Raw genomic sequence first — 22,438 nt, 5'->3', positions numbered from 1 at the left:
GAACGTATGAGCGTATCTAAGCTGGATAAAGAGAAACATTTGCAAATGATCTATAGAAACAACGTTGTTATTGCCAAAGACGAAGAAAGATTGATTGTTGTACATAGCAAGAGAACCGTAAAGCCACTGCTGCCGTTTGAAATTAGCAAGGAAGTATTTGAGCATTGGAGGCAGCGTGACGCGAGAATGGGCATTACAGATACTCCATACATGGAATTGTTCGATGGTATTGGAGGACGCAATGATTTAGCCATTGTAACCGATTTTAATGAAATTGAATTTATTGAAAATTAAAGTCTTGAGGCAAGAGCAGGCTGTCCCAGCAAGGTCAAGAAATGACCTTTGGGGCAGTTTTTTTTAACTGATGAGCAAGTTTAAAAGTTTATCAGTTTAAAATGCTTAAAGTGCTATGTGCTATGCTAAGTGCTAAAGGATAAAAGGGGTTAGCTTTTCTAATTAACAGTCCTGGTAGCGACTGGCCAGTCCGGAGTTGATTGAGCGTGTGCTTCATGTGCTTCTTTTAACGATGTTTTTCATCGTTAAAAGAGACGTTTCTAATCAATCCGTCACGTTAATGATGATTTTCATCGTTAAAAGAGGGCGGATGGCCACTCTGGGTGGTATAAAGGGGATTTAACGATGTTTTTCATTGTTAAAGTAAGGATGTGGTGCGGAGCCGTGCTTTTAACGATGAAAAACATCGTTAATGTAGCAGGCGGGCGCCGCGCGGGCAGGGAGCGCTTTTCTTCCCAGTGTCCGTATCGTTTATCGTTTATATATGCTTCACCTACCCAAATACCTAAGCTCCAGAGTTTCTTTCCGGAATGGTTGCGGTCACAGTTCAAAAGCTCAAGTTCGATTACACAATTTAAAGTGGGCAACTGTCTAATAATTTGAAGTAGCTGCTTATTATGTTAACCGTAACTGGGGAGGAATCATGAAGCGGGTATTAACTCTAATGTTATTGACTTTTGTAGTCATTACAGGCTGTAAGTATAATTCAGTAAATAAGGTGATAGAGCACGCCGTAGAGCACTCCTATTCTCCTGTCACTGCTGAGAACCTGGCCAAAGGAAAGCCGGATCAAGATGCTGACTAATGAATGGATAGATATAGCGGGGAATTGGCTGATCGATACGGAGAGGGGGCAAACCGATAAAAAGAAAGAGCTCTATACATACTATAATGGCAGGCTAATAAAATTTGGTTGATACAGTTGTTTAATAAAAAAACACGGAGGATAGAACCTGGTGGCTCTAATCGACCGTGTTTTTGCTTTTTTTTATAGTGTGCTCACATAGGTTTTATTGTCTAATAAATTTATTCAAGCTATTCATGATCCGGCAGTTGTTTTACGAAGCTGTCTGACAGGTTCAGCAGCCTTAACGCTCTTGTATATTCTGCCTCAGTAACACCCAGGTCGTTGACTTCTTCTCCAGCGAGAGAATACTGTGTCCCGTCCTCGAAGCCGCTGCCAGGCATAAATAGTGTTTTCTGACTGACGAAAGAGCCTGAAGGCAAATAATAACGTTGTGGAAGAATATTGTATGATTGGTTGAATAAGTCCTGTCCGAAATGCAATTGATGATCCATTGAAACACCAGATAGATTAGCAATTGTAGGCAGCAGATCGACTTGACCGCCAATTTGCTCAAATACGGCTGGCTCCTTGATACCTTCATAAGCGAAAATAAGTGGAATATTAATCATGTCGCTGTATCCATATTCACGCCCATAAATTTCTGCCATCAGTTTTTTATCGTCGTTGTCCAGTGAATAGATGGGAAGCCCCAAATGGTCACCGTAAATCACGACCAGGCTGTTTTGCCAAATTCCTTTATTTTTCAAATCCTCGATAAATAAGCCAAGTTCGTAATCTGCATAATTTTGAGAACGGATATAATCTCCTACAAAGGTGCCTTCATAGCGGTCAGGAAGCGTCATGCGATATTTATCCTCGGGAATCGTAAAAGGATGATGAGCTGTCATGGAAATAATATGTGAGTAGAAGGGAACTCCGGTTTGCTGCATGCGTTCCAGCTCAGTCGCCGTCTTCTTATACAACACATCATCGGAAGCACCGAAAAACACAGTATCTTCGTCTCCAAAAAACGATTTGTCATAATATTTGTCAAAGCCAAGTGCTTTATAAAGCTCGCCGCGATTCCAAAATTCAACGACATTTGTATGAAAGGTTGCTGTGTCATAGCCTTGCTGCTTCATCAGCTTGGGCAAACTTGGCAGTGCTTTTTTCGCGTATTCGCCTGAAGCTGCTCCATTGGGAGGAATGTATAGGGACGTGTTCACAATGAACTCTGCGTCTGAAGTATTTCCTTGCCCGACCTGTTGATAGAAATTAGGGAAGTATAAATTGTCTTTAACCAGTTGATTCATCACCGGAGTGACTTCTTTGCCATCGAGTGACAGGTTGATCAGAAAATTTTGAAAGGATTCTAGCTGAATGATGATTACATTTTTTCCCTTTGCTGCTCCAAAATACTCGGGATTATCTACAATTTTATTACCCTTGAGCTGTTCAATGGCTCCTTGAGTAATGTCCTTCATGTCAATAAGCTCGGATTTGTCTTTAGCAAAAATAGTGTACAGCTCGTAATTTAGAATGCCCATATCCTCGGCTTTTTTAATTTCATTCATACTTGCCCGGTTCGGCCAAATATTAAAGGAGCAAACGACAATAGAGAAAACAAAAAAGGCTAAAATGATACTTCGGTTTTCCTTCTTTGCGCTCAATGATTTCCAGTTTGGCATCTTTTTTCCCCGTAACAGCACATAGCCAATAACCAAAATATCTGTGAAAATAAATAAATAATAGGGATCCATTAATGAAAAGACACTGTTACTAACAGCCGTTACTTGATTCACCTGATCCAGTGCATGATAAGTGACGATGACGCCATAATATTTATAGTACATAAGTGCTGCAAAAAATAAAGCGGTTATCAACAGATTGACCCATAAATAAATAGCGAGCTTGCGTTTCGTAGCAAACCATTCTATTAAACAGAACACAATCCAAATAAAGGGCATTTCGGTAGTAAGCATTTTCCAATTCAAGACGTTGCCAAAGATGACTAGCCAGGCCAAGTAGCTTTTGACCAGCAGGATGATGGAGAAAAGGATGAATGGTTTAGCGCTAAACATCCGCTTTGAAGTTGTTGATAGTGACACGATTAGACACCTTCCTTTTTACAATCAAAATAAGCTATACAATACTGGACAGCTCATTTATAAAAACATTTTAGTTAAATAGATTTATAGAATAATAATTATGATACTTGGTCAAGTTTATGTCAAAAAATAAAGGAGTTCAGTTAATAAGTGGTTGCGGCTCTGATGATTTAATCTTACGATAAATGTGCACCAATTGTAAAGCTGATCATTCATCCAAAAATGACATGAAAAAAAGCTGGACAGCTCCAAGTTTATAAAATTTTTAGAATTGATTTACAGCGAGTTTAGAACCTTTCCTTATAATAAAGGAAGGAATTTTACATAGAAGGCTTGCCAATCGATATGCTCTGGCGTAAAGTAATTATTGATAACAATTAATTGATCATATGGGGTCCGGCTAGGCCGCGGCAACAGGCAAGTTATAAGGATGGCTGCAGAAGCGTTTGGAAATGGAGTCGAATTGTTATGGGAAGCACAATAGAGCTATGGATTGATCAATTGTTAGAAATAACGCAGCTGGATGGTACGCTTATTTTGCTAATTACGATTCCGCTTGCTATAATTCAGGGCTTTCTTGGTGTGTTTCCTTTTGCCACTTTGATTGTTCTGCATATTTCTGCTGTAGGCTTAGCTCTTGGTTTGGTTTTTAGCTGGTTAACAGGCACCTTATCCGCTTTGATTGTTTTTCTGGGTTGTCGATTTTTCTTTTCCAAACCTTTCAATCGAAGATGGGGAGCACGCTTGCAGAAATATGAGAAATGGCAAAACTATATGGATAAGTACGGCATTTGGACTATTATTTTTTTGCGGACCTTACCGATTATGCCCAACAACCTAATATCTTTTATGTCAGCTATATCTCAAATCAAGCTTAGATCTTATATATGGTCTTCGATTTTAGGGAATTTATCTCATATTTGGCTGTTTGGACTCATAAGCTCTTCTATTATTATGCCAGAAACGGATGTCAGCTTTCTTTTGATTACATATATCATATTTTGTTTAACACTTACAGGTATTTTTGTTGCCAAGCTAAAGCTTGGAAAAGCTAGCAAGAGGGGCGGATTTTAAGGAATCAGCATTGTTCGAAGAAAGGAGTTATCGCATTGAAATTTGAATCCATTCTGCCCGAACATGAAGCTTTCATTCATAAGCAGCATATGTTCTGGGTTGGTTCGGCGCCTTCCGGTTCAGAGGGGCATGTCAACTTGTCTCCAAAAGGCTACGATACGCTGCGTATTTTCTCGCCAACCGAGGTCGCGTATCTGGATCTTACAGGAAGCGGCAATGAAACGAGTGCGCATCTGCTGGAAAATGGAAGAATCACATTGATGTTTATGTCTTTTGAAGGAGCTCCCAGCATACTGCGGCTTTATGGGAAGGGTCGCGTTATACTTCCAGATACGGAAGAATGGAGAGCGAAGATCGATCAGTATGATGTTTTGCCCGGAGCCAGACAAATGATTGCGGTCCATATACACGCAGTAAGTACTTCCTGCGGCTTCAGTGTGCCGATATATGAATATAAGGGAGAGCGCGACCGATTGATCCAATGGGCGGATAAAATGGGCGAGGAGCGACTGCAAACTTACCGGCAGCATCATAATATGCAGAGTATTGATGGTATGGCTACACATTTGGGGCAGCAGACTGAGGGATGATAGTTACATGATGAAAAACGCCTTGGGCGTTTTTTTTTGTACATCGCGCCTAGCCAAACTAGTCACAACTAATTGATGAAAGATCAATCGAGGTAAGAGCCAAGTCGGATTGTAGCTGATAGGCAACTGGTGGAGAGATCATAAGGTCGAAAGCCCTTGGAAGTGCAGCGCGCAAGAAAGAAGAAAGAGGAAAGTCGGAAAGCCGGAAAGCCGGAAAGCAGGATGAAGGAGAACTTCACTTCCAGTTTGAAAGTTTTAAGGGAAGAGCATACTCCGAAGCTGCCTGCCTGCGGCCGAAATGAGCGTATGCTTGACTTAACGATGTTTTTCATCGTTAAAGTAAGGATGTGGAGTGGATCTAATGCTTTTTAACGATGAAAAATATCGTTAAAGTTCGTAAAGTAGCAGATCCTCTCGGTTGCGCGCGCTGGTGGGGGCAAACTCCATCCCCAGCACCTTCGCCCACGGGGAAATAAATCTTAACAACGGCTGGAGCCCAGAGTCATTGCCTTCCTCCGTGCACCAACGTCTCGAACACACACGACAAAAGACGCCACAAGGCGTCTTTCCCACTGCATCTTCATGCTATGTTCGGTATCTTCGATATGTTCACTCGTTCTACTTCTCACCTGAAAGCCAGGCTGCAAGCTCCTCAGTTTGCGAGAGCACAGCAATTGGATCATAGTACCAGGAACGTTCTTCCTTCCATACATAAACACGGTCGTTTTTTACTGCCTCCAACGTACTCCAGACCGGGTCTTTTTTGAAATCATCGAGTGTCCGTGAATTGGAAGTGATTATAAGATAATCCCCAGCATAGCTCGCCAGCATTTCCATGGAAAGCTCTTTCCATTGTTTTTTCATGATTTCATCGGCTATGCCTGCTGGCGGCTTGCGTCCGAGCGCCTGATAAATGGGTTGTCCACCGCGTCCGAAATTATCCCCATAGGTGTAAACTGACTTCTCTCCATCCTCAAAAATAGTAAAGGTTGCATCCGCGGGAATAGCCTTATCCACCTTGGCCTTGGCTTTGGCAATTCTATCATCATAGTCTGCCAGCCAAGCTGCAGCCTCAGCTTCCCTGCCCAGCAGCTTGCCGAAATAGGTTAGTTCCTCGTGAGCGTTTTTTAGCTCGCCATACGGAACAGAAATAGTGGGGGCAGCCTTGGCCAACACATTATATTTGGCTTCATCGTCCTCTGCAGTGATGATTAAATCGGGATGCAAATCAATGATTTTCTCCATCGAGCTGTTGCCGTAGTCGCCAATATCCTCAACCCCAGCAAGCGCTTCGGCAAAATAAAGATTTTTCAAATGAAGTCCTGGCGTACCAATAGGCTTAACTCCCAGAGCAATCAATGAGCCCAGATAGTCATCCGTTACAATCCGCAGCGGTTTGACTGGTATTTCAATGTCACCATGTAGTGTTGTTACCACTTTTGTAGCTGGTGTTGTCTCTGTTGGTGCAGTTGTTTCTGCAGGTGAAGTTGTAGACTCTAATGTCGCCGCGGCAGTCGGTGATGACGCATCCTGTTTCACGTCCGAATTTTTCCCGCAAGCTGACAGCAGCAGCACCAGCATTAGCAATGCGATCCCCCAACTTTGAATGTGTCCATTTCTTTTTTGCATGTGTATGTTCCCTCTCTATCCTCATTTATAAGAATGATAATCATTCTCATGAAATAACTTTAAGCGCATTCGCTATAAAATACCATGTCACAAAGTGATTGGGGACGATGTAATTTTATGATGTGAAGCTGCCAACTAGCATTTCAAGCTGTTTCTGAGTGGATAACGGATCAAAGCCGTAAAATAGATCGAAAGGGTTAGGAACAACAAGCTGGCGCCGCTGCTGCTCAGCCCTCAGCTTTTTACAGGATGGAGAGTGGAAAATGCGTTCTGCCTGGGGGATGCAGGTCTGATGTGTGATTACGATATAATCTGCAGGATAAGTGAGCATTTGCTCGATGGACACATAGATATAACCCTTTGTTTCCAAGCTTTTTTGGTTTAGCTGCTCCGGCATATGAAAGCCAAGATCGTCATAAAGCACATGACCGCCCCGGCCAAAACGATTGCCAAAAGCAAAGGCCCCGTTCTCATGCATCTCCCATATGATCAGACTCCCGCGGCCTCCAAGCTCTCGATCCAGCTTCGTGTTGGCAAGATCAACTTGCTCGTTATAGCGCTCAAGGAGTTTCTCCGCCTGTTTCTGCTTATCTGCGACTTCAGCAATCTGACGAAATTGCTCGCGCCAGTCAAGCTTCATAAAGGGAAGCCCTACTACAGGAGCAAGACTCATCAGCTTCATATCCGCTGCCAGCTCTGTATAGCCAAGAATGACGTCGGGCTTGAGTGACTGGATTTGATCATAAGAGCCATAACCCCCGGGTCCAAAAAGTTCACGCTCTTGATCATTGGGAATATCAGGCTGTCCAGCTCGTATCCATGAGGAATAAGCGCCTAATACCGGTTGAACCTGTAAGGCAAGCAGCATGGCTGTATAGTTGTAGTTTGCCGATACAATTCGCTTTGGCTTACGGATGAACATCATCGGAGCTGTGCCTACAACCTGTTTAAATTTACGGCTCAGGTAATAACCGTCTTTGTAACCGACTCTTAGTGCCAGATCGTGTAAATTGTCAGGCTTTCCGGTTAGAAGCTGCTGCTGTACATTGCGAATACGAAGCGTGTTCAAGTAAGAGTTGAAGGTGCAGCCAATGTGCTTATGAAAGGCACGTGAGAAGTGTTCCGGGCTGACGCCAGCAAGCAGGGCCAATTGCTCCCTTGTTAGCTCGTCCCGATAGTGCAGATGGATATGGCCTAGAACATTTTGCAGCCAGTCAGCTCCTTGGTGCGCCGCTTCCTCCAATTCAAGCTGTACGTTCTCCAGCAGCTCAAGAAACAGCCGATGAGCCTGAAAAGGGCGATCTGATCTCAATGGCCACGCATCCTCAAGCTCATTGGCCAGCACATTGACGCGATGAGAGCAGGGGTGAGGTGTTGTTCTGGAGGGCAGCGGCAATGGAGCCGAATGGTTCAATGTCATGCAGCGATATTCTATCAGTATGGCTCGGAAAGATTGCATCTCCATCAGCCGCAGGCTTGAACGCTTGTCACAGGAAACCACGAAACACCCTTGTGCAGTCTGCTCCACACCATTCACCCGAAGACGGGCACTTCCGCCCATGATCACCAGTAAGAAGGGGTCATCGCTTGGTGTTTCTTTATCTCTAGTAAAGAGCGCTGCAGACTCCGGAAAGCTGTACAATTGTGTAGGTATGTAGTAGGTATAATCAGGCATTTCGGTTGTTCGACTGATGCTTTCACTTTTCATTTATAGGATGCCCCCGTGTTGGGTTTGAATTTGATCACCATGTTAATTATATTGATAACGATTCTCAATATGAATTATAATCGAAGCGGGTATTATATTCAACCTTTATCAGTTGAGTTATTAGTTGAGTATAATTATCTGATCTGTCTGTGAGAACAAACCAAAAAGGACTGCAGCAGATCGCAGGTTCGCCATCTTACTGCAGCCAATGGGGAAGGGGGGCTAATTATCTAGCTATCAGCAGTCATACTCTAAAATAGATTGACTACTGATAACAGTACCAATATTTTTTCCTTCACAAACTTCCTTCATAGACCCTGGTTTATCAAAGTTAAAAACATGAACCGGCAAGCTGTAATCTCGTGCTAGAATAAAAGCGGATTGATCCATAACTTTTAAATCATGTTGGATTACATCATTATAATGAAGAGAACGAAACTTTTTTGCAGCTTTATTGTACCGTGGATCTGCATCATGAACACCATCTACGCCTTGTTTGGCTACTAAAAGTCCTTGACAATTAACTTCTATAGCCCTTTGTACAGAAGGGTAATCAGTTGTAACATAGGGCTGCCCATTTCCTCCCGCAAAAATTACAATATAACCTTTCTCTAAATGATGAATCGCCCTTAATCTAATATACGGTTCAGCAACTGATGCAATGGGTAAAGCTGTCATGACTCGAACTTCCTGCTTTGTTTTGGCTTTCAGAACCCCCCTTAGCATCAAACTGTTTACAACAGTTGCCAGTGTCCCGATGTTGTCTGCTTCCGCTCTTTCAATCCCCCAACTCTCGGCCATATTTCCTCTGAAAATGTTCCCGCCTCCAATAACAAGAGAAACTTCAATTCCCATGTTTACGACCGATAAAATTTCGTTGGTGATATGGTCCAATCTTTCAGGCTCAAATCCAAATTCACTTTCCCCTGCAACAGCTCCACCACTTAGTTTAATCAGGACCCTTTTGTACAAACTCATAGCAACACCCCCATAAAAATAAAAGACACTAGAGCAATGAATGCTTTAGTATCTAAATGGAATAAGAATATGAAAATGATTTGAAGAATTAATGCGATTCCACTGTTTCCGCCTCATATTCTCACTCCTTCCAGTTGTTTCCGTTGATTCATTTTATACAGGATCAGGTTGAAAAGCAACCATTATATTCCAAGCTGGTGAGGTGAACTCCGCCTTGATTTCAAGCAGTGAGCCGCGAGCACATCATATGTAGTTACTCGGATTCACTCCATACCTACTCTTCTTCAGCAGACTCTTTATTTTTAATCATTTTAATACCATATTGCTCAGCAAACCACATACCTTTAACGAGCGTATAGAGTTCATATTTTTTATGTATGGCTGATGCGACAATCATCGTCTGAACAATAGTTACATGATCGTTTAATAAACCGATGGCAATATTTGTATCAAGGATTACTCCTTTCTTCACCATCTTTCCCTCATTTCTTCATTTTCCTTCAGCCATTCTTGAGCCCGTTCATCAGATATAGTACCTCTAATACCCATTAAATCAGAAATACTTGTTTTTTCGTATTCAGTGATTATGCTGTTTTTCATATCAATGACAATACGGTCTTCATCTTGTAGATCATATTTCTGAAGCAATTTTTTAATTGCCTCTATTGTACTCTTATCAATTTTTTTTGCCTTTGTCAATCTCCCCTTACCTTAATATATCGTCATCTGATGTGCATGATCTTACCACTTTGTTGCCGTAAAGCTATTCTACATCAATTAACTTCAGGCTCCAACCAAAAACCTATAATACGTAATAAAACAGCAAAAAAAACGGCATTCCTGCCGTCTTGGTTAAGATGAATGAAACGCTGATTGTTGACCCTTATTCAAAAGAATTCGGTAAATCATCTATTTATGTTCTGACAAGGCATTCATAAAATATCTATGACTTACGATACTCAGTCCTGAGAAGTACCAAGCGAAATTCGATACTCCGAGTATTCCTCGATAATGTGCTCGCCACCTTGCGCAAAAACCCAGCGGAAATGTAATTGTTGGCCGCTATAGCTGGTTTTGCTGACGATGTCTGGAATGATCATGGATTCCAAATTGTCGAGCAAGGTTTGCTGAAGCTGCTTGATTCTTTGTTCATTTGCACTCCTGCGTTTCTCTGCCTCCTGCTCTGAAGATGAGGTTTGGATATAGTAGGCTAATCCGATTTCTTCGTCGCTTAAATTAGCCGGTAGGGGCGCTCCGGATCCAAGAAAAATTTGCTTTACTGCATCAAGCCAGTCTTGATATAGGTGGATGTTAATTTCCAAAGTAAGGGTTCTCCTCCTGAATAATTAATTTAATTAATTCTGTAAAACGGGATACCTTTTACATTTTACTCTATACAGCTTCCTATCGTACAGTGTTTTCAAATAGGCCGATCTTTCTCCCAATCCGCATTGCCAGCTGTTGACTGAGTGAGTGGTATAAAGTATAATTTGATCAATTGATCAGAAAAATATTTATATAGTCAGTAATATGATTTAATGATCAATAAAATACTTTGGTGGTCAATATAATATTTTAATAATTAATAAAATGCTTTAACGATCAATAAAGTGTTTGAGGAATCAAAAAAATCCTTCAGAATGAAAGGTAGGTACATTACGATGAACGAAAATAGCAAAAAGGGGCAGCAGGACAACGGCTCACTGGATTGGAACGCCAGCCTGCTGTCGCTAATAAGTTTGGCCGCGGGTATTATGATCCTGTGGGCAACCTGGTTCTTTTATAAGGACGCATTGGACACACCTGGGTTTCCCTGGTATCGTTGGATACAGCCCATTCTCATGGTGCTTGGCGGCATTCTGAGTCTAATTGCAGCCGCATTATTACTGATGCGCAGGGATTCTGGCATGGCCGTTCTAAAAACCGCAGTTGGCATCATTCCGGTTATCCTTGCATTAAGGCTGTTAATCGTTATCATTATTTTTATAGGTAAAGCTTTCGATGGTACAATAATGGCACGGCTAAATGATATCACGATGAGTCCTCTCAAAATTACGATCAATGTAGCTGTAGTGGTTGTCATTATTCTGTTAGTGCAGCTGGGCAAAGCAGGGAAGTCGAAATCGGATAAGGCAATGAAGGAGAAATAAGTATGACTGATAAAGAAGCGGATGAAAAAATTTCATTCATCACAGAGGCAAGACGAGCACAAATCGTCGAAGCGGCGATTACTACGTTGGATGAAATCGGCTATATTAACGCCAGTCTGGCTCAAATCGCCAAAAGAGCCGGAATCAGCACTGCGCTGATTTCCTACCATTTCAAGGACAAGAACGATCTGATGGACTATACACTAATGAAGCTGTCAAGCGATTCGGCCTCCTATGTGGGGGAGCGAATAAGTGCTGCAGCCACCGCAGTGGAAAAGCTGCATACTTACATCGTATCCAGCCTGGCTTATCAGGCTACTCGCCCCAGACACAGCACAGCGTTGATTGAGATTGTCTTTCACGCACGGACACCTGATAATGTGCCGTACTACAAGCTTGGGGATGAGGAAGAGGAGCCACTGACATTCGAGCTCCAACAGATTCTGAAAGATGGACAGTCGAAGGGTGAATTTCAAGAGTTTAGTATTCCTGTTATGACTAGTGTTATCCAGGGAGCGATTGGCGAGTATATGTTCAACACGAAGCTTACTGACAATGTGGACCTGGAGACTTTCAGTACTCAGCTTGTAAGTATATTTGACAGAATGATTTTGAAGGAGGGCTGAAATCAGCCCTAGTTATATGTTCAGAGGACAATCTGACATTGAATTGAATGGTCAAGAAGCCGCCAATGCAGGCTATTAGAACAATGGAGTGTGTAAACGATGGGAATGATAGGAAATTATATTGCTTTGGATGATATTCAAATTAAACAAATTGCTGATGGCGAAATAGAACTGGAACAGCTTGATCTGACAGCCAATGAAACACTCGATATTGATAAATCCTGGCAGGCCATTCATTATTTATTATGTGGTGATATTTGCGAGGGCGCGCCTCCTTTGGGGTATGTGGTGCCGATGCTGGATGAGAATATGGTCGATTTTGCTGAGTACGGTGCGTTTTATCTTTTTTGTGCGCAGGTAGAGGAGGCTTTTCATGCAGTTGCTAAGCTTTCAGAGCGTGATGTTGTGAATTTGTATCGTTTTGAGGCTATGCTCGAAGATGGGGTGTATCCAATTGTAAGTGATGAAGATGGAGAATCTTTTTTTGAATATCTTCTTGCAAATCTTAGAGCGATTCAATCCTTTTATGAAAAAGTTGCAGCAAAAAAGCAAGGAGTTATTTTCTATATTTTATAATTTTCAGACGAAACGTCAGCCGCGCCATCGTGTTAGGTAATGAGGGGGTCTCTAGCATCTAAGCTTACTTACAAAGTGATGACGACATTTCCTTTTTTGTGCCCTTTTTCAACATAAGTGTGAGCCTCGGCTGTCTGTTCCAAGCGATAGCGTCTATCGATGACCGATTTTATTTTTCTCGCCTCAAAAAGCTCTCTAAGGAAGACCAAATTTTCTTTATTCTGCTTTAAGCCTGCGGCCGTGAATATTGCTTTTTTGCTGCTGAATTTTGAAGTCCATAACATTTGGAGCATGGTTCCCAAGGCAGGGACGGTTGAGAGGTAGATTCCTTTTTGCTTTAGTGACCCTTTACATCGTGAAAATGATTGTTTGCCTACTGCGTCGAAAATAACGTCATAGGTCTGACCGTCTTTGGTAAAGTCTTCCTTGGTATAGTCAATGACTGCGGCGGCTCCCAGAGATTTCACTAATTCTAAATTGTTAGTACTGCATACTCCAGTCACTTCTGCTCCGAAGTATTTGGCAAGCTGTACAGCATAAGCTCCTACTGCACCTGAAGCGCCATGGATAAGAACTTTTTGTCCTTGCTGAATTTTGGCAGTATCTCTAAGGAAAATCAAAGCAGTTAATGCCCCGTCACAGACGGCTACGGCTTCTTCATAAGAAGCATTGACTGGTTTTAAGGCCAGTGGTTTATCTTCGGGCAGACACATATACTCCGCATAAGCACCCAAGGTATTCGGACTTACGCCAAAAACCTGATCCCCTTTTTTAAATAACTTTACATCTTTGCCTACCGAATCAATTTCCCCAGCGACTTCAACTCCTAATATCGTATATTTGGGTTTTCTAAGACCATAAATAAATCTGACTATAACAGGATCTGCCTTTCTAAAAGCACAGTCGGAGGGTGTTACCACTGAAGCATGTACCTTTATCCGTACTTCATTGTTTTTGGGAGCAGGTTTTTCAACTTCTTTAAGCTGAAGCACATCCGGAGCTCCATATTTTGTAAATACAATAGCTTTCATAACAATTCCCCCTTATTTTCGATAAAGAATACTTCTTCCAACGGTAAATTGAAAACAAAAGCAATCCGAAAAGCCAGTTCCAGAGAAGGGGAGTATTTACCTTGTTCGAGGGCTACGATGGTTTGTCGTGTCACGTTAGCTTTTTCAGCCAATTGTTGCTGGGTCATTTCATTATGGTTAAAACGTAGTTTCCGAATGTGATTGCTAATAAGAATTTTGCCCATCTTAGATACCTCTCCGATAGAGGTAAATCTGAGTGATTACGCCAACCACCTCTGACAACAGCCCTGAGAAAATAAGGATAATGAACATCATATAGGGAGGCATTTCCATGACCAGAGATACCATAGCTAGAAGAAAGCCAATAATAAACACATAATGAGAATTTCTTGTGGATTTCAACCCAATGATCTTGTCTAATTCATCAGCAAAAGAAGGTTCCTTTTCATTTGTGGATATTCTATAGATGATGTTGAAAATAATAGAAATGATGATTTTGGCCACAATCGAAACCGGGATTAGGATTAAGATGACGGACGCCCAAAAGCTGAAAGCATCTGTCGAAGCAAGGGTCGCTTGGGGGTACCTATCAAACACATACAAACAATAAAATACAAAAACCAGTAAGGTGCCAACTAAAGAGACAATATTCTTATTTTCCTGATAGGACATTTTTTCTCCTCCTGTATGGTTATTCTTACTTTAAGTATAATAACATATACATAATGTAATATATTTCATACGTATTGTCAATGTTACATTACACTAATTCTACAGAAATGTATCCCGAGGCGGCCTCGAATCGTTTTGTAAGATGATTAAGCTAAAAAAAACCTGATTTCAAAAAATGTGGATTTGGGTTATATGTCGTAGGAGTAGAAAGTAAATATTACTATTATTATTTGTTAGAGGGGTGATGAATCTTGATTGGTTCTCGATTACGAGTATTCGGCATCGTCGAACAGGAGGTTAGAGGAAATAAACACAAATTTCGTTATTATAGCAGAACTGCCTGAGACGGCAGCTCTATAATAGTGTTTGCCATTGCCTAAGAAAGCTGCTTCTTCATTCTAACATGCGGAATGTTCGCATCCAGGAAAGGCTCGGACGACACCGTGACATATCCCAGCTTGGAGTAAAAGATTTCAGCCTGGCACTGCGCATCAAGTAATGTGTATTTAAATCCTTTGCGAAAAGCTTCTTCCTCTAACGCATAAACGATGGCTTTACCAGCTCCTGTTCCACGATAGGGTTGAAGTACGGCTATACGTTGGAGCTTCATCGTTATCTCGTCGTAAGGCTGCATCCGTCCAGTAGCTGCGGACTTACCATCGTGGTGAAGCAGCACATGCACGCAAGCTTCAGGGGAAGCATCGAATTCGTCAATCTCCAAGCTTTCGTCTACCTGTTGTTCATGAATGAACACTTCTCTTCGAATTGTCAGGCATTGCTGTAGCTCCTCGGGTGTTGTTACGATAATGGTGTGATTCATGATGACAGTCTCCCTTCGGTGTGCACTAAAGTACTCTTATCCCCATTAATCTTCTATTTTATGATTACAGGAAAAAGCTCCAATGTAGTTATGGAGGTGTAAAAATTAAGAGACAAAGGAGGAATTGAGCATAACTACAATTAATTCCATTATTTAGTGCAACATTATGAATATTAACACGTCTAATGCTACATCAATGAGAGGATGTGTGCATTATATGAAAAAACTATTAACTGGAGTAGCTATCGGTGTCATCCTGATGCTAACTACAGCGGCAGTCTCATCAACGTCCATACAGGCAACATTATTCCCAAGTAAAGTCACGATCCATAATGGTAGCAAAATAACTACAATTGATGGCACAGGAAAGGATGGAATAATTAACTATAACAATAAGTCTTATATCCCACTTCGTACCTTTTCGGAAGCTATGGGAGCTAAAGTGGATTACGAGAGTGCTTCAAAGCAAACAAACGGTGTACATAAAATCGATATTTACCAATCTCAGGCGAACAATTGGTCACTATACAAGGTTGATGAGCCAGAAGGAGCACAATTATACTCAGTAACGTGTCCCGAGTATCCAATTCGTATGCAGATTTGGGATATTACAAAGGCTGGGTCAACCAAGAAAAAATTTAATTTTGTTGTATCAAATTTCATGGGAGAAGATATCAGGATCAATCCTATTGATCTTACGGTGAATATATATAAATCAGATAACAATGGGAATAGGGAGTACTTAATATTTAGTAAGTCAGCACCAACTTTCAGTGAATTAATTCCGAATAAATACGAATACTTATTTACTTTCGAGTGGGATGGGAAAGGACTGGATGGGAAGGTGGCTCCGCTCGGTAAGTATTCAGTTGAGTTGATCCGTCCTGAAGAAGTCAAATATACTGTTCATGGAAGTAACGAATTGAAAACGAAAGCGATTGACGCCTGGTTATTAGGTGGTTGCAATATACCCTTTTATGGATTTGAATTATATTAATATTACAGTCGGAGAGATAGAGAACAATAATTTATGATTATATATCAAATGTTAAATTATGTTACATAAACCGATAAAATCTGCCAGATACGCTATTCCAGCCGGTATACCTGCTGACCCTTTAGTCAAGGAATATTTACAATCAATCGAGTAAATAGGTAGGCCAAACCAATGCCAAATTAGTCATTTTTTCTGTTGCAATCTTTGAAATGTTGTGGCACACTTTAAATATTGCATATCAGCCAAGGGCAAAGCATGCCCCGCCTCCTTTCTCAACCGGAAAGGAGACGGGGCTTTTATGCGTTTTCCCAACAACTATGAGAAGGTGAGGGGACAGGCGATGGGGTTTCAAATAGAGCAGGATAGATGGATAAAAGATCATCTAAAACGAAGAAGAGGAGAACGTCTTGATGCCCTCAAACGCGGCCATGGCTACGGAAATCGATTATTTATTGAGTGGGTCTGGTGGCCGCTTGTCGGACATTTCCACAAACTGCATCCGGAATATGAGGTGAAGGACTGGCGGGGAAGATCCTATTTTGTGGATTTCATGTGGGTTGTAGGATCCATACGGATTGGAATTGAAGTTATGGACTTTGGGTCCCACGGCACAGACCGGACCAAGTATCGAATGGATTTGAACCGAGGGCTCTTTCTTCAAGCTCAAGACTGTGCGATCTACTATATCTCATTGGACGAGTTAAAGGAAAATCCCTCGTTCATCCTCTCCGCATTGCGGAGCATTTTGTCCCCCTATCTGTCAGCTGAGGGTGGGGCTATAAGAACATCAAGAAAATCTTTTTCGAAAATTGAACGGGACTTAATGCGTGCGGCCATTCGACACAATCGGGTTATTCGCCCGACCGAGGCTGCCAGGGAGCTGGAGCTGTATACGATGACTGTTATTAAGTACTGTCGGATACTGGTGGAAAAGGGAAAGTTTCGAGCTGTAGCGAGGGGAGTCTCACAACGCGTCATTTACTACGAATATGTTGGATCCATCCAAAGTCCGGATTTGGTTTAACTTTTGATTTATGCGATTGTGTATGAAAAACCATATAGATCTTGGCTTCAGATGGCTCAGTCGATGAATCTGTATGAAAAACCAGATAGAATTCATCATTTAGCGTCTAAATCGGCTATTCTGTAAGAAAAATCATACAGATTAACTGACACATGAAGATGAATGGCTCGGGTTGCCTTGTATTTATCATACGTTTGCGAGCTGTTGAGCGAGATCGGCAAAAAGGGCTGCAACAGGTCACTTGCCCATTACCTGTCACAGCCCTCCAAACCGCGTTCGATGCGGCTTCTTGGTTCTTATTCTTTTCCCGTCGCAATCGGATTCTCCGGATATGAAATCCAATCGCTCCAGCTCCCGCCATACAGCTTCACATTGCGGAAGCCCGCTTCTTCCAAAGCAAGCACGTTGGGAGTAGCCGAGATGCCAGAGCCGCAGTAAACGATAATTTCCTGCGAGGGATCTACGCCGGAGAATTGCTCACGCAGCTCTTCAGCAGACTTCCAGTTGCCTGTTTCAGTGAGGCTGTCCTTCCAGAAGAAGTTGACAGCGCTTGGGATATGTCCGGCAATCGGATCGAACGGTGCTTCAAGTCCGAGATATTGATTGGCATCCCGGGAGTCGATAAGTACGGTTTCTTCATTTTTTGTTGCTGATCTCACTTCTTCTATACCAACCAGTAATTCCGGCTTAAGAATAGGGTTAAATGTCTTGCTGACAGGTTCAGGCACCTCAGTTGTAACGGGCAGTCCAGCGGCTGTCCAAGCTGAGTAGCCTCCATCCAGCACATATACTTGTTCGTGCCCCAGATATTTCAACACCCACCAGAGGCGAGCTGCAGCAGGACCGTTAACGTCTTCGTAAACGACAACAGGGGTATCCAAGTCGATGCCCAGTCCGCCGAAAATCCCGGCAAGCCGCTCCTGCTCTGGCAGTGGGCTTCTTCCGCCATGCTCACGCGCAGGATCCGTCAAATCTGCTTTAAAGTCAACGAATACGGCTCCCGGCAGATGCCCATGATCGTAAGCGTTTCGTCCGTAGCTGGCTTCTTTTGGCGAGAATCGGACGTCAGCAATAGCAAGATTAGCTCCTGCTTGAAGCTGTGTTTGAACCCATGTGGTATCGACAATATTGGATGATGGCATGAAGTATGCCCCTTTCTTGTATCAGTTATGTTGAAACGATTAAATTGTAAATTCAATATGTTCCTGTGTTTTCACATCGTGAATGGCTGCATAAATATCATTCTGAATTTTGAGCAGCTCAATATCGTCACGTTTACGTGGACGCTTCTGGGGCACGTGAAAAATCTTGTTGATCCGTCCTGGCCGTGGTGACAGAAGAACGACCCGATCTCCTAAAAATACGGCCTCCGATACATCGTGGGTAACGAAAACGACGGTTTTCTTGTCTGCTTCCCAAATGTTCAGCAGGTCATCCTGCAGCTGCAGTCTTGTGAGGTGATCGACAGCACCGAAGGGCTCATCCATCAGCAATACTTCTGGACTTCCAGCCAGCGCGCGGGCCAAGCCTGCCCGCTGCTTCATCCCACCTGACAAATGGTGGGGGTACTTATGCTCAAAGCCGCTCAAACCAACCATATTCAGATATTTCTGAACCGCCTCTTTGCGCTCTGATTTGGGGGTCTTACGTATTTCGAGACCGATCTCAACGTTCTTGAAAATAGTGCGCCAAGGATAGAGGGAGGGGTCCTGAAAAACAACCCCGCGTCTAATGTCTGGACCTTGCAGCTTTTTCCCATCGAAGAGTACTTCCCCAGAGGTATAGGGCTGAAGGCCGGCTAAAATTTCGAGTAGTGTACTTTTGCCACAGCCACTGGGTCCGAGAATACTTAGAAATTCGCCATCTCTAATCGTCAAATCGATATTGGTCAGTGTTTCGGTCGGTGATGTTCCGCCATATGATTTAGATAATCCGTTGATTGCAAATCCGGCCATTTGCTGCCACCGCCTTTTTCTATCGTAAGCTTACAGTTACTTTTTGGGAATAAAACGCAAATCCAGTATTTTGTCCAGATCATAGATTTGATCCTGGAAGCCAAGGTCTACCTGTATTTGTTGGGTTTTTTGCAACACTTCTTTATTCACGTCGGGATTGTTCTCCCACAGTACGTTCTCACGCTCAAAAGCTTTATCTACCGCAGCCGGATCGACCTTCACCTTGGTAAGGAAGAAAGTCTTGTATTCGTCAAAGTTACTTTTCGCATATTCTTGTGATTTGAAATAAGCGCGAAGCAGCTTCTCAATCAGTTCCGGGTGCTCGTTAATGAAATCATTGCGCGCAGCCAATACGCCAGTATGGAAGTCAGGCAAGTAGTCCCAGCCTTTGGCAAGCAACTTTCCTTTACCTGTTATTTCTGCCAGGGAGGCGAAGGGCTCATGAATGATTGTTGCTGCAACTTGACCGGAAGTAAGACTGGCGAAGGCAGCATCGTTCACACCATTGGCAACGAAGGTTACATCTTTTTTGCCTAATCCATGCTCTTTCAAAATCGTTTGTACATACACATCAAGTCCACTGCCGAATGCGGCTGCACCGATGGTTTTTCCCTTCAAATCCTCAATGCTGTTAATATCGGGACTGGCGATTAAATAAAAAGGCCCTTTGGTACGGAATAGGGAGGAGACGATTTTGATCGGTGCTCCTTTACCCGCTGCGACGATAGCTGAAGTTGTTGCTACATCGGCGACATCCACATCTTTGCTTGTCAGGCCTTCAACTGCATTCTGAGTCGTAATAAACTCTACATCAAGTCCTTCTTCTTTGAAAAAGCCTTTCTCAGCGCCGAATTGTACGGCCAATCCGCTGACGCCATTAAATGCCGCATAGCGGATTTTCTGAAGCTTCTGATCACCTTCCGGGGAGGCAGTCGTGGTAGTCGCGGCTGGCGTGGCCGCATTTCCATTAGTGGTCTTATCACCCGCCTGACTTGAGCATCCTGCTAATACCATCACGGCAAGCAAGCTTAAAATTCCTGAGTTTATCCAACGTTTTCTTTTCATTTCTAATCTCTCCCCTAAAATGCATATGATGTTCAAGAAGACTTCCATTTCAGAAATACCTTCTTTTCAAGCAAATCAATAAGTACAATGATCAAAACTGAGACGATAGTAACAATAGTAATAATGGCAAAAGCTTTTGCTGTATCATAAAGCGATGTAGCTTTAACAAGGAGATTTCCCAGCCCATCTTTCGATGCAATCATCTCCCCAAAGAGGGCGCCAACCAGTCCGGTCGCTGCCGATACACGCAAACCGGCAAAAATGGTTGGTGCAGCTGAAGGAAGAATGACCTTCATGATCGTTTGCATTTTGGATGCTTTGAAGACTCGTGAAACCTTTAGATGGTTTTCTGCTGTTTGTTTCACCCCGGTTATTGTATTGTAGGTAATGGTGAAGAAGCAGAACAGGAACACGATCGCTATTTTGTGAGATAACCCGATGCCCAGCCACAACATGAGCAGTGGGATGATCGTGACCTTCGGCACTGCCATAAGTGAAGATAGGAAGGGGCCGAAGAACGTTTCTGCCCTTGGAATCAGGACAAGTAGAAGTCCAGTTCCGATACCCGCCACTGCGGCTAGCAAGTACCCGGCGAGGAATTCCTGCAGAGTCACAGCCAGATTGTGGAAGAGTTCGCCTTGCGTAAATAAAAGTATGATTTCTTTAATGACCCTTGTCGGTTCCGACAGATACAAGCTTCCAATAATACCCTGCCTGACGGCGTACTCGATAAAGCCTAGAATGAGCAGCAAAAGAGCAATCTGGCCGATGATGATGCGGCCCCTGAATCTGCCTGGTTTGTCGTTGTTCATCGTTTTATCCCCTCATTTTCCACACTGAATCTGGTTAGTCGAAAAACGTGATTCAGCTGCCCTGTAAAGCGCTCGTTCTAGTAAACTGATTGTCCGGACGCGCTAAGCCGAAATGCTCCCGAAACGTACTGCCCTCATATTCAGTGCGGAAAAGTCCGCGACGCTGCAAGACGGGTACAACCAGCTCGATGAACAGGTCAAGTCCTCCAGGCATGTAAGGTGGGCAAATATTGAACCCGTCTGCTGCTCTTCTAACGAACCACTCTTCCATATGATCAGCAATTTGTTCGGGATCGCCAACGATCAACAGATGGCCGCGTGCAGTTGCGGTGAAATAATAGAACAGTTCGCGCACCGAGATGTCTTCATGTCCTGAAGCGAGCTCAGCAAGCCGCACCAGCTGCTGCACCTCATGGACAGGGTGGGTGGAAAGCGATAAATCAGGAAGCGGGCCGTCGAGTGGAAGACCAGTCAAATCAATCCCAATTCTTCCAGACAGCGGAGCAAGATTGAAATCCGTTACCAGCAGTTCACTTAGCTCCAGATATTTGGCACGGGCTTCAGCTTCTGTTCTGCCTACCAATGGAACAAGCCCTGGCATAATAAACAGCTCATCTGGATTGCGATTGTATTTGGTCAGTTTGCTTTTGATACCTGCGTAGAACTCTATGGCCTGTTCGATTAGTATTTGTCCTGTAAAAATTGCACTGGAGAACTGGGCTCCCAGCTCCTGGCTGCGTTCTGAAGTGCCTGCCGATAACAGTGGGAGTTGACCTTGCGGTGGTCTTGCCACATTGAGCGGACCAGCTACTGAGAAATGCTCGCCTACATGATGGATGGCATGCACCTTGCTTTCGTCCACGAATACTCCGGACTCTTTATCGCGTACCAAGGCGTCATCTTCCCACGAATCCCACAGCTCTTTTACCACTTTTACGAATTCATCTGCATAATCATACCGCTTCGTATTATCCCAATGCTTTTCGCGGCTGAAATTAAGTGCTGCTCTGGCATCTGCGCCAGTAACAACGTTCCAAGCAGTTCTGCCACCACTTAAATAATCAAGAGAAGCAGTGAGCCGGGCGATATGGTAAGGTTCTGCATAAGTTGTATTTGCTGTAACGATCAAGCCGATTTTTTCAGTAACTGCAGCAATGCTCGCGATCATCGTGAAGGGTTCAAGCCGGACCATTTGGGAAGGAAACATATTTTGCATATCAGCGCTTGAAGCAAGGGCATCACCCAAAAAGAAAAAATCGAATTTGGCTTCTTCGAGCTGTTGAGCTACACGATGGAGAAATTTAGGATCAAAGGCTCCATCTGTTCGTGATTCTGGCAGCCGCCAGCCTGCAGGGTGATAACCGGTCGAGAAGAGGAATAAACCAAGATGCAATTGACGTTGTGATGAACTCATTTTTTACTACCCCCTAATCATATTAAAAACATGTGAAAAGTCGGATTAAATCGAGTGATAAACCTTTGTCGAAGTCATTCAAGCAAACGAGAGAGACCCCAGACAAAGGTAGATGATGAACAAATAAA

General features: G+C 43.1%; 26 protein-coding genes. 10 read left to right on the top strand and 16 right to left on the bottom strand.

The window, feature by feature from the left end; genetic code table 11:
- Positions 1–6: 6 nt before the first annotated feature.
- Together J2Z66_RS39515 and J2Z66_RS39510 are read left to right on the top strand one after the other, a co-directional pair.
- A complete protein-coding gene (locus J2Z66_RS39515) occupies positions 7–294 on the top strand; it encodes a hypothetical protein (RefSeq protein WP_209979111.1) in 288 nt (95 codons plus the stop codon).
- A gap of 643 nt (positions 295–937) precedes the next feature.
- Positions 938–1,099 carry a hypothetical protein gene (locus J2Z66_RS39510; RefSeq protein ID WP_209979109.1) on the top strand — a complete coding sequence of 54 codons (162 nt, stop codon included), beginning with the start codon at positions 938–940 and terminating at the stop codon, positions 1,097–1,099.
- A gap of 230 nt (positions 1,100–1,329) precedes the next feature.
- On the opposite strand, the gene J2Z66_RS39505 is transcribed toward J2Z66_RS39510, so the two are convergent.
- On the bottom strand, positions 1,330–3,162 hold the full coding sequence (locus J2Z66_RS39505) for an LTA synthase family protein (protein WP_209979136.1): 1,833 nt from the start codon (positions 3,160–3,162) through the stop codon (positions 1,330–1,332).
- 495 nt (positions 3,163–3,657) lie between these two features.
- Between J2Z66_RS39505 and J2Z66_RS39500 the strand changes: the two genes are divergently transcribed.
- From J2Z66_RS39500 to J2Z66_RS39490, 3 genes are all read left to right on the top strand, one after another.
- A complete protein-coding gene (locus J2Z66_RS39500; RefSeq protein ID WP_209979106.1) occupies positions 3,658–4,263 on the top strand; it encodes a TVP38/TMEM64 family protein in 606 nt (201 codons plus the stop codon).
- Positions 4,264–4,292: 29 nt separating this feature from the next.
- Complete coding sequence (locus J2Z66_RS39495; RefSeq protein ID WP_209979134.1) at positions 4,293–4,853, top strand: pyridoxamine 5'-phosphate oxidase family protein; 561 nt, start codon at positions 4,293–4,295, stop codon at positions 4,851–4,853.
- A 156-nt stretch (positions 4,854–5,009) separates the two neighbouring features.
- Positions 5,010–5,225 carry a hypothetical protein gene (locus J2Z66_RS39490; protein WP_209979105.1) on the top strand — a complete coding sequence of 72 codons (216 nt, stop codon included), beginning with the start codon at positions 5,010–5,012 and terminating at the stop codon, positions 5,223–5,225.
- 246 nt (positions 5,226–5,471) lie between these two features.
- Here J2Z66_RS39490 and J2Z66_RS39485 read toward each other — a convergent pair whose 3' ends face one another.
- The 6 genes from J2Z66_RS39485 to J2Z66_RS39460 form a co-directional block, all read right to left on the bottom strand.
- Positions 5,472–6,482 carry an ABC transporter substrate-binding protein gene (locus J2Z66_RS39485; RefSeq protein WP_209979103.1) on the bottom strand — a complete coding sequence of 337 codons (1,011 nt, stop codon included), beginning with the start codon at positions 6,480–6,482 and terminating at the stop codon, positions 5,472–5,474.
- Positions 6,483–6,597: 115 nt separating this feature from the next.
- Positions 6,598–8,190, bottom strand: a complete 1,593-nt coding sequence (locus tag J2Z66_RS39480) for an ABC transporter substrate-binding protein (protein WP_209979101.1) — start codon at positions 8,188–8,190, stop codon at positions 6,598–6,600.
- 237 nt (positions 8,191–8,427) lie between these two features.
- Positions 8,428–9,168, bottom strand: a complete 741-nt coding sequence (pyrH, locus tag J2Z66_RS39475) for a UMP kinase (RefSeq protein WP_209979099.1) — start codon at positions 9,166–9,168, stop codon at positions 8,428–8,430.
- A 274-nt stretch (positions 9,169–9,442) separates the two neighbouring features.
- Positions 9,443–9,643, bottom strand: a complete 201-nt coding sequence (locus J2Z66_RS39470; protein WP_209979097.1) for a hypothetical protein — start codon at positions 9,641–9,643, stop codon at positions 9,443–9,445.
- Positions 9,637–9,867, bottom strand: coding sequence for a hypothetical protein (locus tag J2Z66_RS39465; RefSeq protein ID WP_209979095.1), 231 nt, complete (start codon positions 9,865–9,867; stop codon positions 9,637–9,639). Before J2Z66_RS39465 ends, J2Z66_RS39470 begins: the two co-directional genes overlap by 7 nt.
- A gap of 260 nt (positions 9,868–10,127) precedes the next feature.
- The gene (locus tag J2Z66_RS39460; protein WP_209979092.1) at positions 10,128–10,490 is read right to left on the bottom strand and encodes a hypothetical protein; all 363 of its coding nucleotides are present in this window, start codon (positions 10,488–10,490) and stop codon (positions 10,128–10,130) included.
- A gap of 339 nt (positions 10,491–10,829) precedes the next feature.
- On the opposite strand from J2Z66_RS39460, the gene J2Z66_RS39455 reads away from it, so the two are divergent.
- The 3 genes from J2Z66_RS39455 to J2Z66_RS39445 all read left to right on the top strand — a co-directional run bounded on the left by J2Z66_RS39455 (position 10,830) and on the right by J2Z66_RS39445 (position 12,520).
- Entirely contained in the window at positions 10,830–11,318 is a 489-nt protein-coding gene (locus J2Z66_RS39455; protein ID WP_209979091.1) for a hypothetical protein, read from the top strand.
- Positions 11,319–11,320: 2 nt separating this feature from the next.
- Complete coding sequence (locus J2Z66_RS39450) at positions 11,321–11,944, top strand: TetR/AcrR family transcriptional regulator (protein WP_209979089.1); 624 nt, start codon at positions 11,321–11,323, stop codon at positions 11,942–11,944.
- Positions 11,945–12,043: 99 nt separating this feature from the next.
- Complete coding sequence (locus J2Z66_RS39445) at positions 12,044–12,520, top strand: YfbM family protein (protein ID WP_209979087.1); 477 nt, start codon at positions 12,044–12,046, stop codon at positions 12,518–12,520.
- 68 nt (positions 12,521–12,588) lie between these two features.
- Here J2Z66_RS39445 and J2Z66_RS39440 read toward each other — a convergent pair whose 3' ends face one another.
- The 4 genes from J2Z66_RS39440 to J2Z66_RS39425 all read right to left on the bottom strand — a co-directional run bounded on the left by J2Z66_RS39440 (position 12,589) and on the right by J2Z66_RS39425 (position 15,043).
- Positions 12,589–13,551 carry an NAD(P)-dependent alcohol dehydrogenase gene (locus tag J2Z66_RS39440; RefSeq protein WP_209979084.1) on the bottom strand — a complete coding sequence of 321 codons (963 nt, stop codon included), beginning with the start codon at positions 13,549–13,551 and terminating at the stop codon, positions 12,589–12,591.
- Positions 13,548–13,775: a helix-turn-helix transcriptional regulator gene (locus J2Z66_RS39435; protein ID WP_209979082.1), complete on the bottom strand. Its 228-nt coding sequence runs from the start codon at positions 13,773–13,775 to the stop codon at positions 13,548–13,550. The genes J2Z66_RS39440 and J2Z66_RS39435 overlap by 4 nt, the downstream gene beginning before the upstream one ends.
- A gap of 1 nt (position 13,776) precedes the next feature.
- Entirely contained in the window at positions 13,777–14,223 is a 447-nt protein-coding gene (locus J2Z66_RS39430) for a hypothetical protein (protein ID WP_209979081.1), read from the bottom strand.
- A gap of 376 nt (positions 14,224–14,599) precedes the next feature.
- Positions 14,600–15,043 carry a GNAT family N-acetyltransferase gene (locus J2Z66_RS39425; RefSeq protein WP_209979079.1) on the bottom strand — a complete coding sequence of 148 codons (444 nt, stop codon included), beginning with the start codon at positions 15,041–15,043 and terminating at the stop codon, positions 14,600–14,602.
- A 217-nt stretch (positions 15,044–15,260) separates the two neighbouring features.
- Between J2Z66_RS39425 and J2Z66_RS39420 the strand changes: the two genes are divergently transcribed.
- On the top strand, positions 15,261–16,040 hold the full coding sequence (locus J2Z66_RS39420) for a stalk domain-containing protein (RefSeq protein WP_209979077.1): 780 nt from the start codon (positions 15,261–15,263) through the stop codon (positions 16,038–16,040).
- A 298-nt stretch (positions 16,041–16,338) separates the two neighbouring features.
- Positions 16,339–17,064 carry a hypothetical protein gene (locus tag J2Z66_RS39415; protein WP_245376185.1) on the top strand — a complete coding sequence of 242 codons (726 nt, stop codon included), beginning with the start codon at positions 16,339–16,341 and terminating at the stop codon, positions 17,062–17,064.
- 296 nt (positions 17,065–17,360) lie between these two features.
- Here J2Z66_RS39415 and J2Z66_RS39410 read toward each other — a convergent pair whose 3' ends face one another.
- From J2Z66_RS39410 to J2Z66_RS39390, 5 genes are read right to left on the bottom strand one after another with little or no spacing between them, the layout of a single operon-like run.
- Positions 17,361–18,206: a sulfurtransferase gene (locus J2Z66_RS39410; protein WP_209979075.1), complete on the bottom strand. Its 846-nt coding sequence runs from the start codon at positions 18,204–18,206 to the stop codon at positions 17,361–17,363.
- A gap of 39 nt (positions 18,207–18,245) precedes the next feature.
- Positions 18,246–19,019 carry an ABC transporter ATP-binding protein gene (locus tag J2Z66_RS39405; RefSeq protein WP_209979074.1) on the bottom strand — a complete coding sequence of 258 codons (774 nt, stop codon included), beginning with the start codon at positions 19,017–19,019 and terminating at the stop codon, positions 18,246–18,248.
- A 36-nt stretch (positions 19,020–19,055) separates the two neighbouring features.
- Complete coding sequence (locus J2Z66_RS39400; protein WP_209979072.1) at positions 19,056–20,084, bottom strand: ABC transporter substrate-binding protein; 1,029 nt, start codon at positions 20,082–20,084, stop codon at positions 19,056–19,058.
- Positions 20,085–20,116: 32 nt separating this feature from the next.
- Positions 20,117–20,896 carry an ABC transporter permease gene (locus tag J2Z66_RS39395; RefSeq protein ID WP_209979070.1) on the bottom strand — a complete coding sequence of 260 codons (780 nt, stop codon included), beginning with the start codon at positions 20,894–20,896 and terminating at the stop codon, positions 20,117–20,119.
- A gap of 52 nt (positions 20,897–20,948) precedes the next feature.
- Positions 20,949–22,310: an LLM class flavin-dependent oxidoreductase gene (locus tag J2Z66_RS39390; protein ID WP_209979068.1), complete on the bottom strand. Its 1,362-nt coding sequence runs from the start codon at positions 22,308–22,310 to the stop codon at positions 20,949–20,951.
- Between the last annotated feature and the right edge of the window lie 128 nt (positions 22,311–22,438).

The organism is Paenibacillus eucommiae (genome assembly GCF_017874215.1).
GTDB classification, from domain to species: Bacteria; Bacillota; Bacilli; order Paenibacillales; family NBRC-103111; genus Paenibacillus_AI; species Paenibacillus_AI eucommiae.
This window is presented reverse-complemented; position numbering and strand designations above follow the sequence as displayed.

Bases quoted from the DNA above. Each gene is read 5' to 3' on its own strand.
- J2Z66_RS39515 (WP_209979111.1), top strand. From the start codon at position 7: ATGAGCGTATCTAAGCTGGATAAAGAGAAACATTTGCAAATGATCTAT.
- J2Z66_RS39510 (WP_209979109.1), top strand. From the start codon at position 938: ATGAAGCGGGTATTAACTCTAATGTTATTGACTTTTGTAGTCATTACA.
- J2Z66_RS39505 (WP_209979136.1), bottom strand. From the start codon at position 3,162: ATGTTTAGCGCTAAACCATTCATCCTTTTCTCCATCATCCTGCTGGTC.
- J2Z66_RS39500 (WP_209979106.1), top strand. From the start codon at position 3,658: ATGGGAAGCACAATAGAGCTATGGATTGATCAATTGTTAGAAATAACG.
- J2Z66_RS39485 (WP_209979103.1), bottom strand. From the start codon at position 6,482: ATGCAAAAAAGAAATGGACACATTCAAAGTTGGGGGATCGCATTGCTA.
- J2Z66_RS39480 (WP_209979101.1), bottom strand. From the start codon at position 8,190: ATGAAAAGTGAAAGCATCAGTCGAACAACCGAAATGCCTGATTATACC.
- pyrH (WP_209979099.1), bottom strand. From the start codon at position 9,168: ATGAGTTTGTACAAAAGGGTCCTGATTAAACTAAGTGGTGGAGCTGTT.
- J2Z66_RS39470 (WP_209979097.1), bottom strand. From the start codon at position 9,643: ATGGTGAAGAAAGGAGTAATCCTTGATACAAATATTGCCATCGGTTTA.
- J2Z66_RS39455 (WP_209979091.1), top strand. From the start codon at position 10,830: ATGAACGAAAATAGCAAAAAGGGGCAGCAGGACAACGGCTCACTGGAT.
- J2Z66_RS39450 (WP_209979089.1), top strand. From the start codon at position 11,321: ATGACTGATAAAGAAGCGGATGAAAAAATTTCATTCATCACAGAGGCA.
- J2Z66_RS39445 (WP_209979087.1), top strand. From the start codon at position 12,044: ATGGGAATGATAGGAAATTATATTGCTTTGGATGATATTCAAATTAAA.
- J2Z66_RS39440 (WP_209979084.1), bottom strand. From the start codon at position 13,551: ATGAAAGCTATTGTATTTACAAAATATGGAGCTCCGGATGTGCTTCAG.
- J2Z66_RS39435 (WP_209979082.1), bottom strand. From the start codon at position 13,775: ATGGGCAAAATTCTTATTAGCAATCACATTCGGAAACTACGTTTTAAC.
- J2Z66_RS39430 (WP_209979081.1), bottom strand. From the start codon at position 14,223: ATGTCCTATCAGGAAAATAAGAATATTGTCTCTTTAGTTGGCACCTTA.
- J2Z66_RS39425 (WP_209979079.1), bottom strand. From the start codon at position 15,043: ATGAATCACACCATTATCGTAACAACACCCGAGGAGCTACAGCAATGC.
- J2Z66_RS39420 (WP_209979077.1), top strand. From the start codon at position 15,261: ATGAAAAAACTATTAACTGGAGTAGCTATCGGTGTCATCCTGATGCTA.
- J2Z66_RS39415 (WP_245376185.1), top strand. From the start codon at position 16,339: ATGCGTTTTCCCAACAACTATGAGAAGGTGAGGGGACAGGCGATGGGG.
- J2Z66_RS39410 (WP_209979075.1), bottom strand. From the start codon at position 18,206: ATGCCATCATCCAATATTGTCGATACCACATGGGTTCAAACACAGCTT.
- J2Z66_RS39405 (WP_209979074.1), bottom strand. From the start codon at position 19,019: ATGGCCGGATTTGCAATCAACGGATTATCTAAATCATATGGCGGAACA.
- J2Z66_RS39400 (WP_209979072.1), bottom strand. From the start codon at position 20,084: ATGAAAAGAAAACGTTGGATAAACTCAGGAATTTTAAGCTTGCTTGCC.
- J2Z66_RS39395 (WP_209979070.1), bottom strand. From the start codon at position 20,896: ATGAACAACGACAAACCAGGCAGATTCAGGGGCCGCATCATCATCGGC.
- J2Z66_RS39390 (WP_209979068.1), bottom strand. From the start codon at position 22,310: ATGAGTTCATCACAACGTCAATTGCATCTTGGTTTATTCCTCTTCTCG.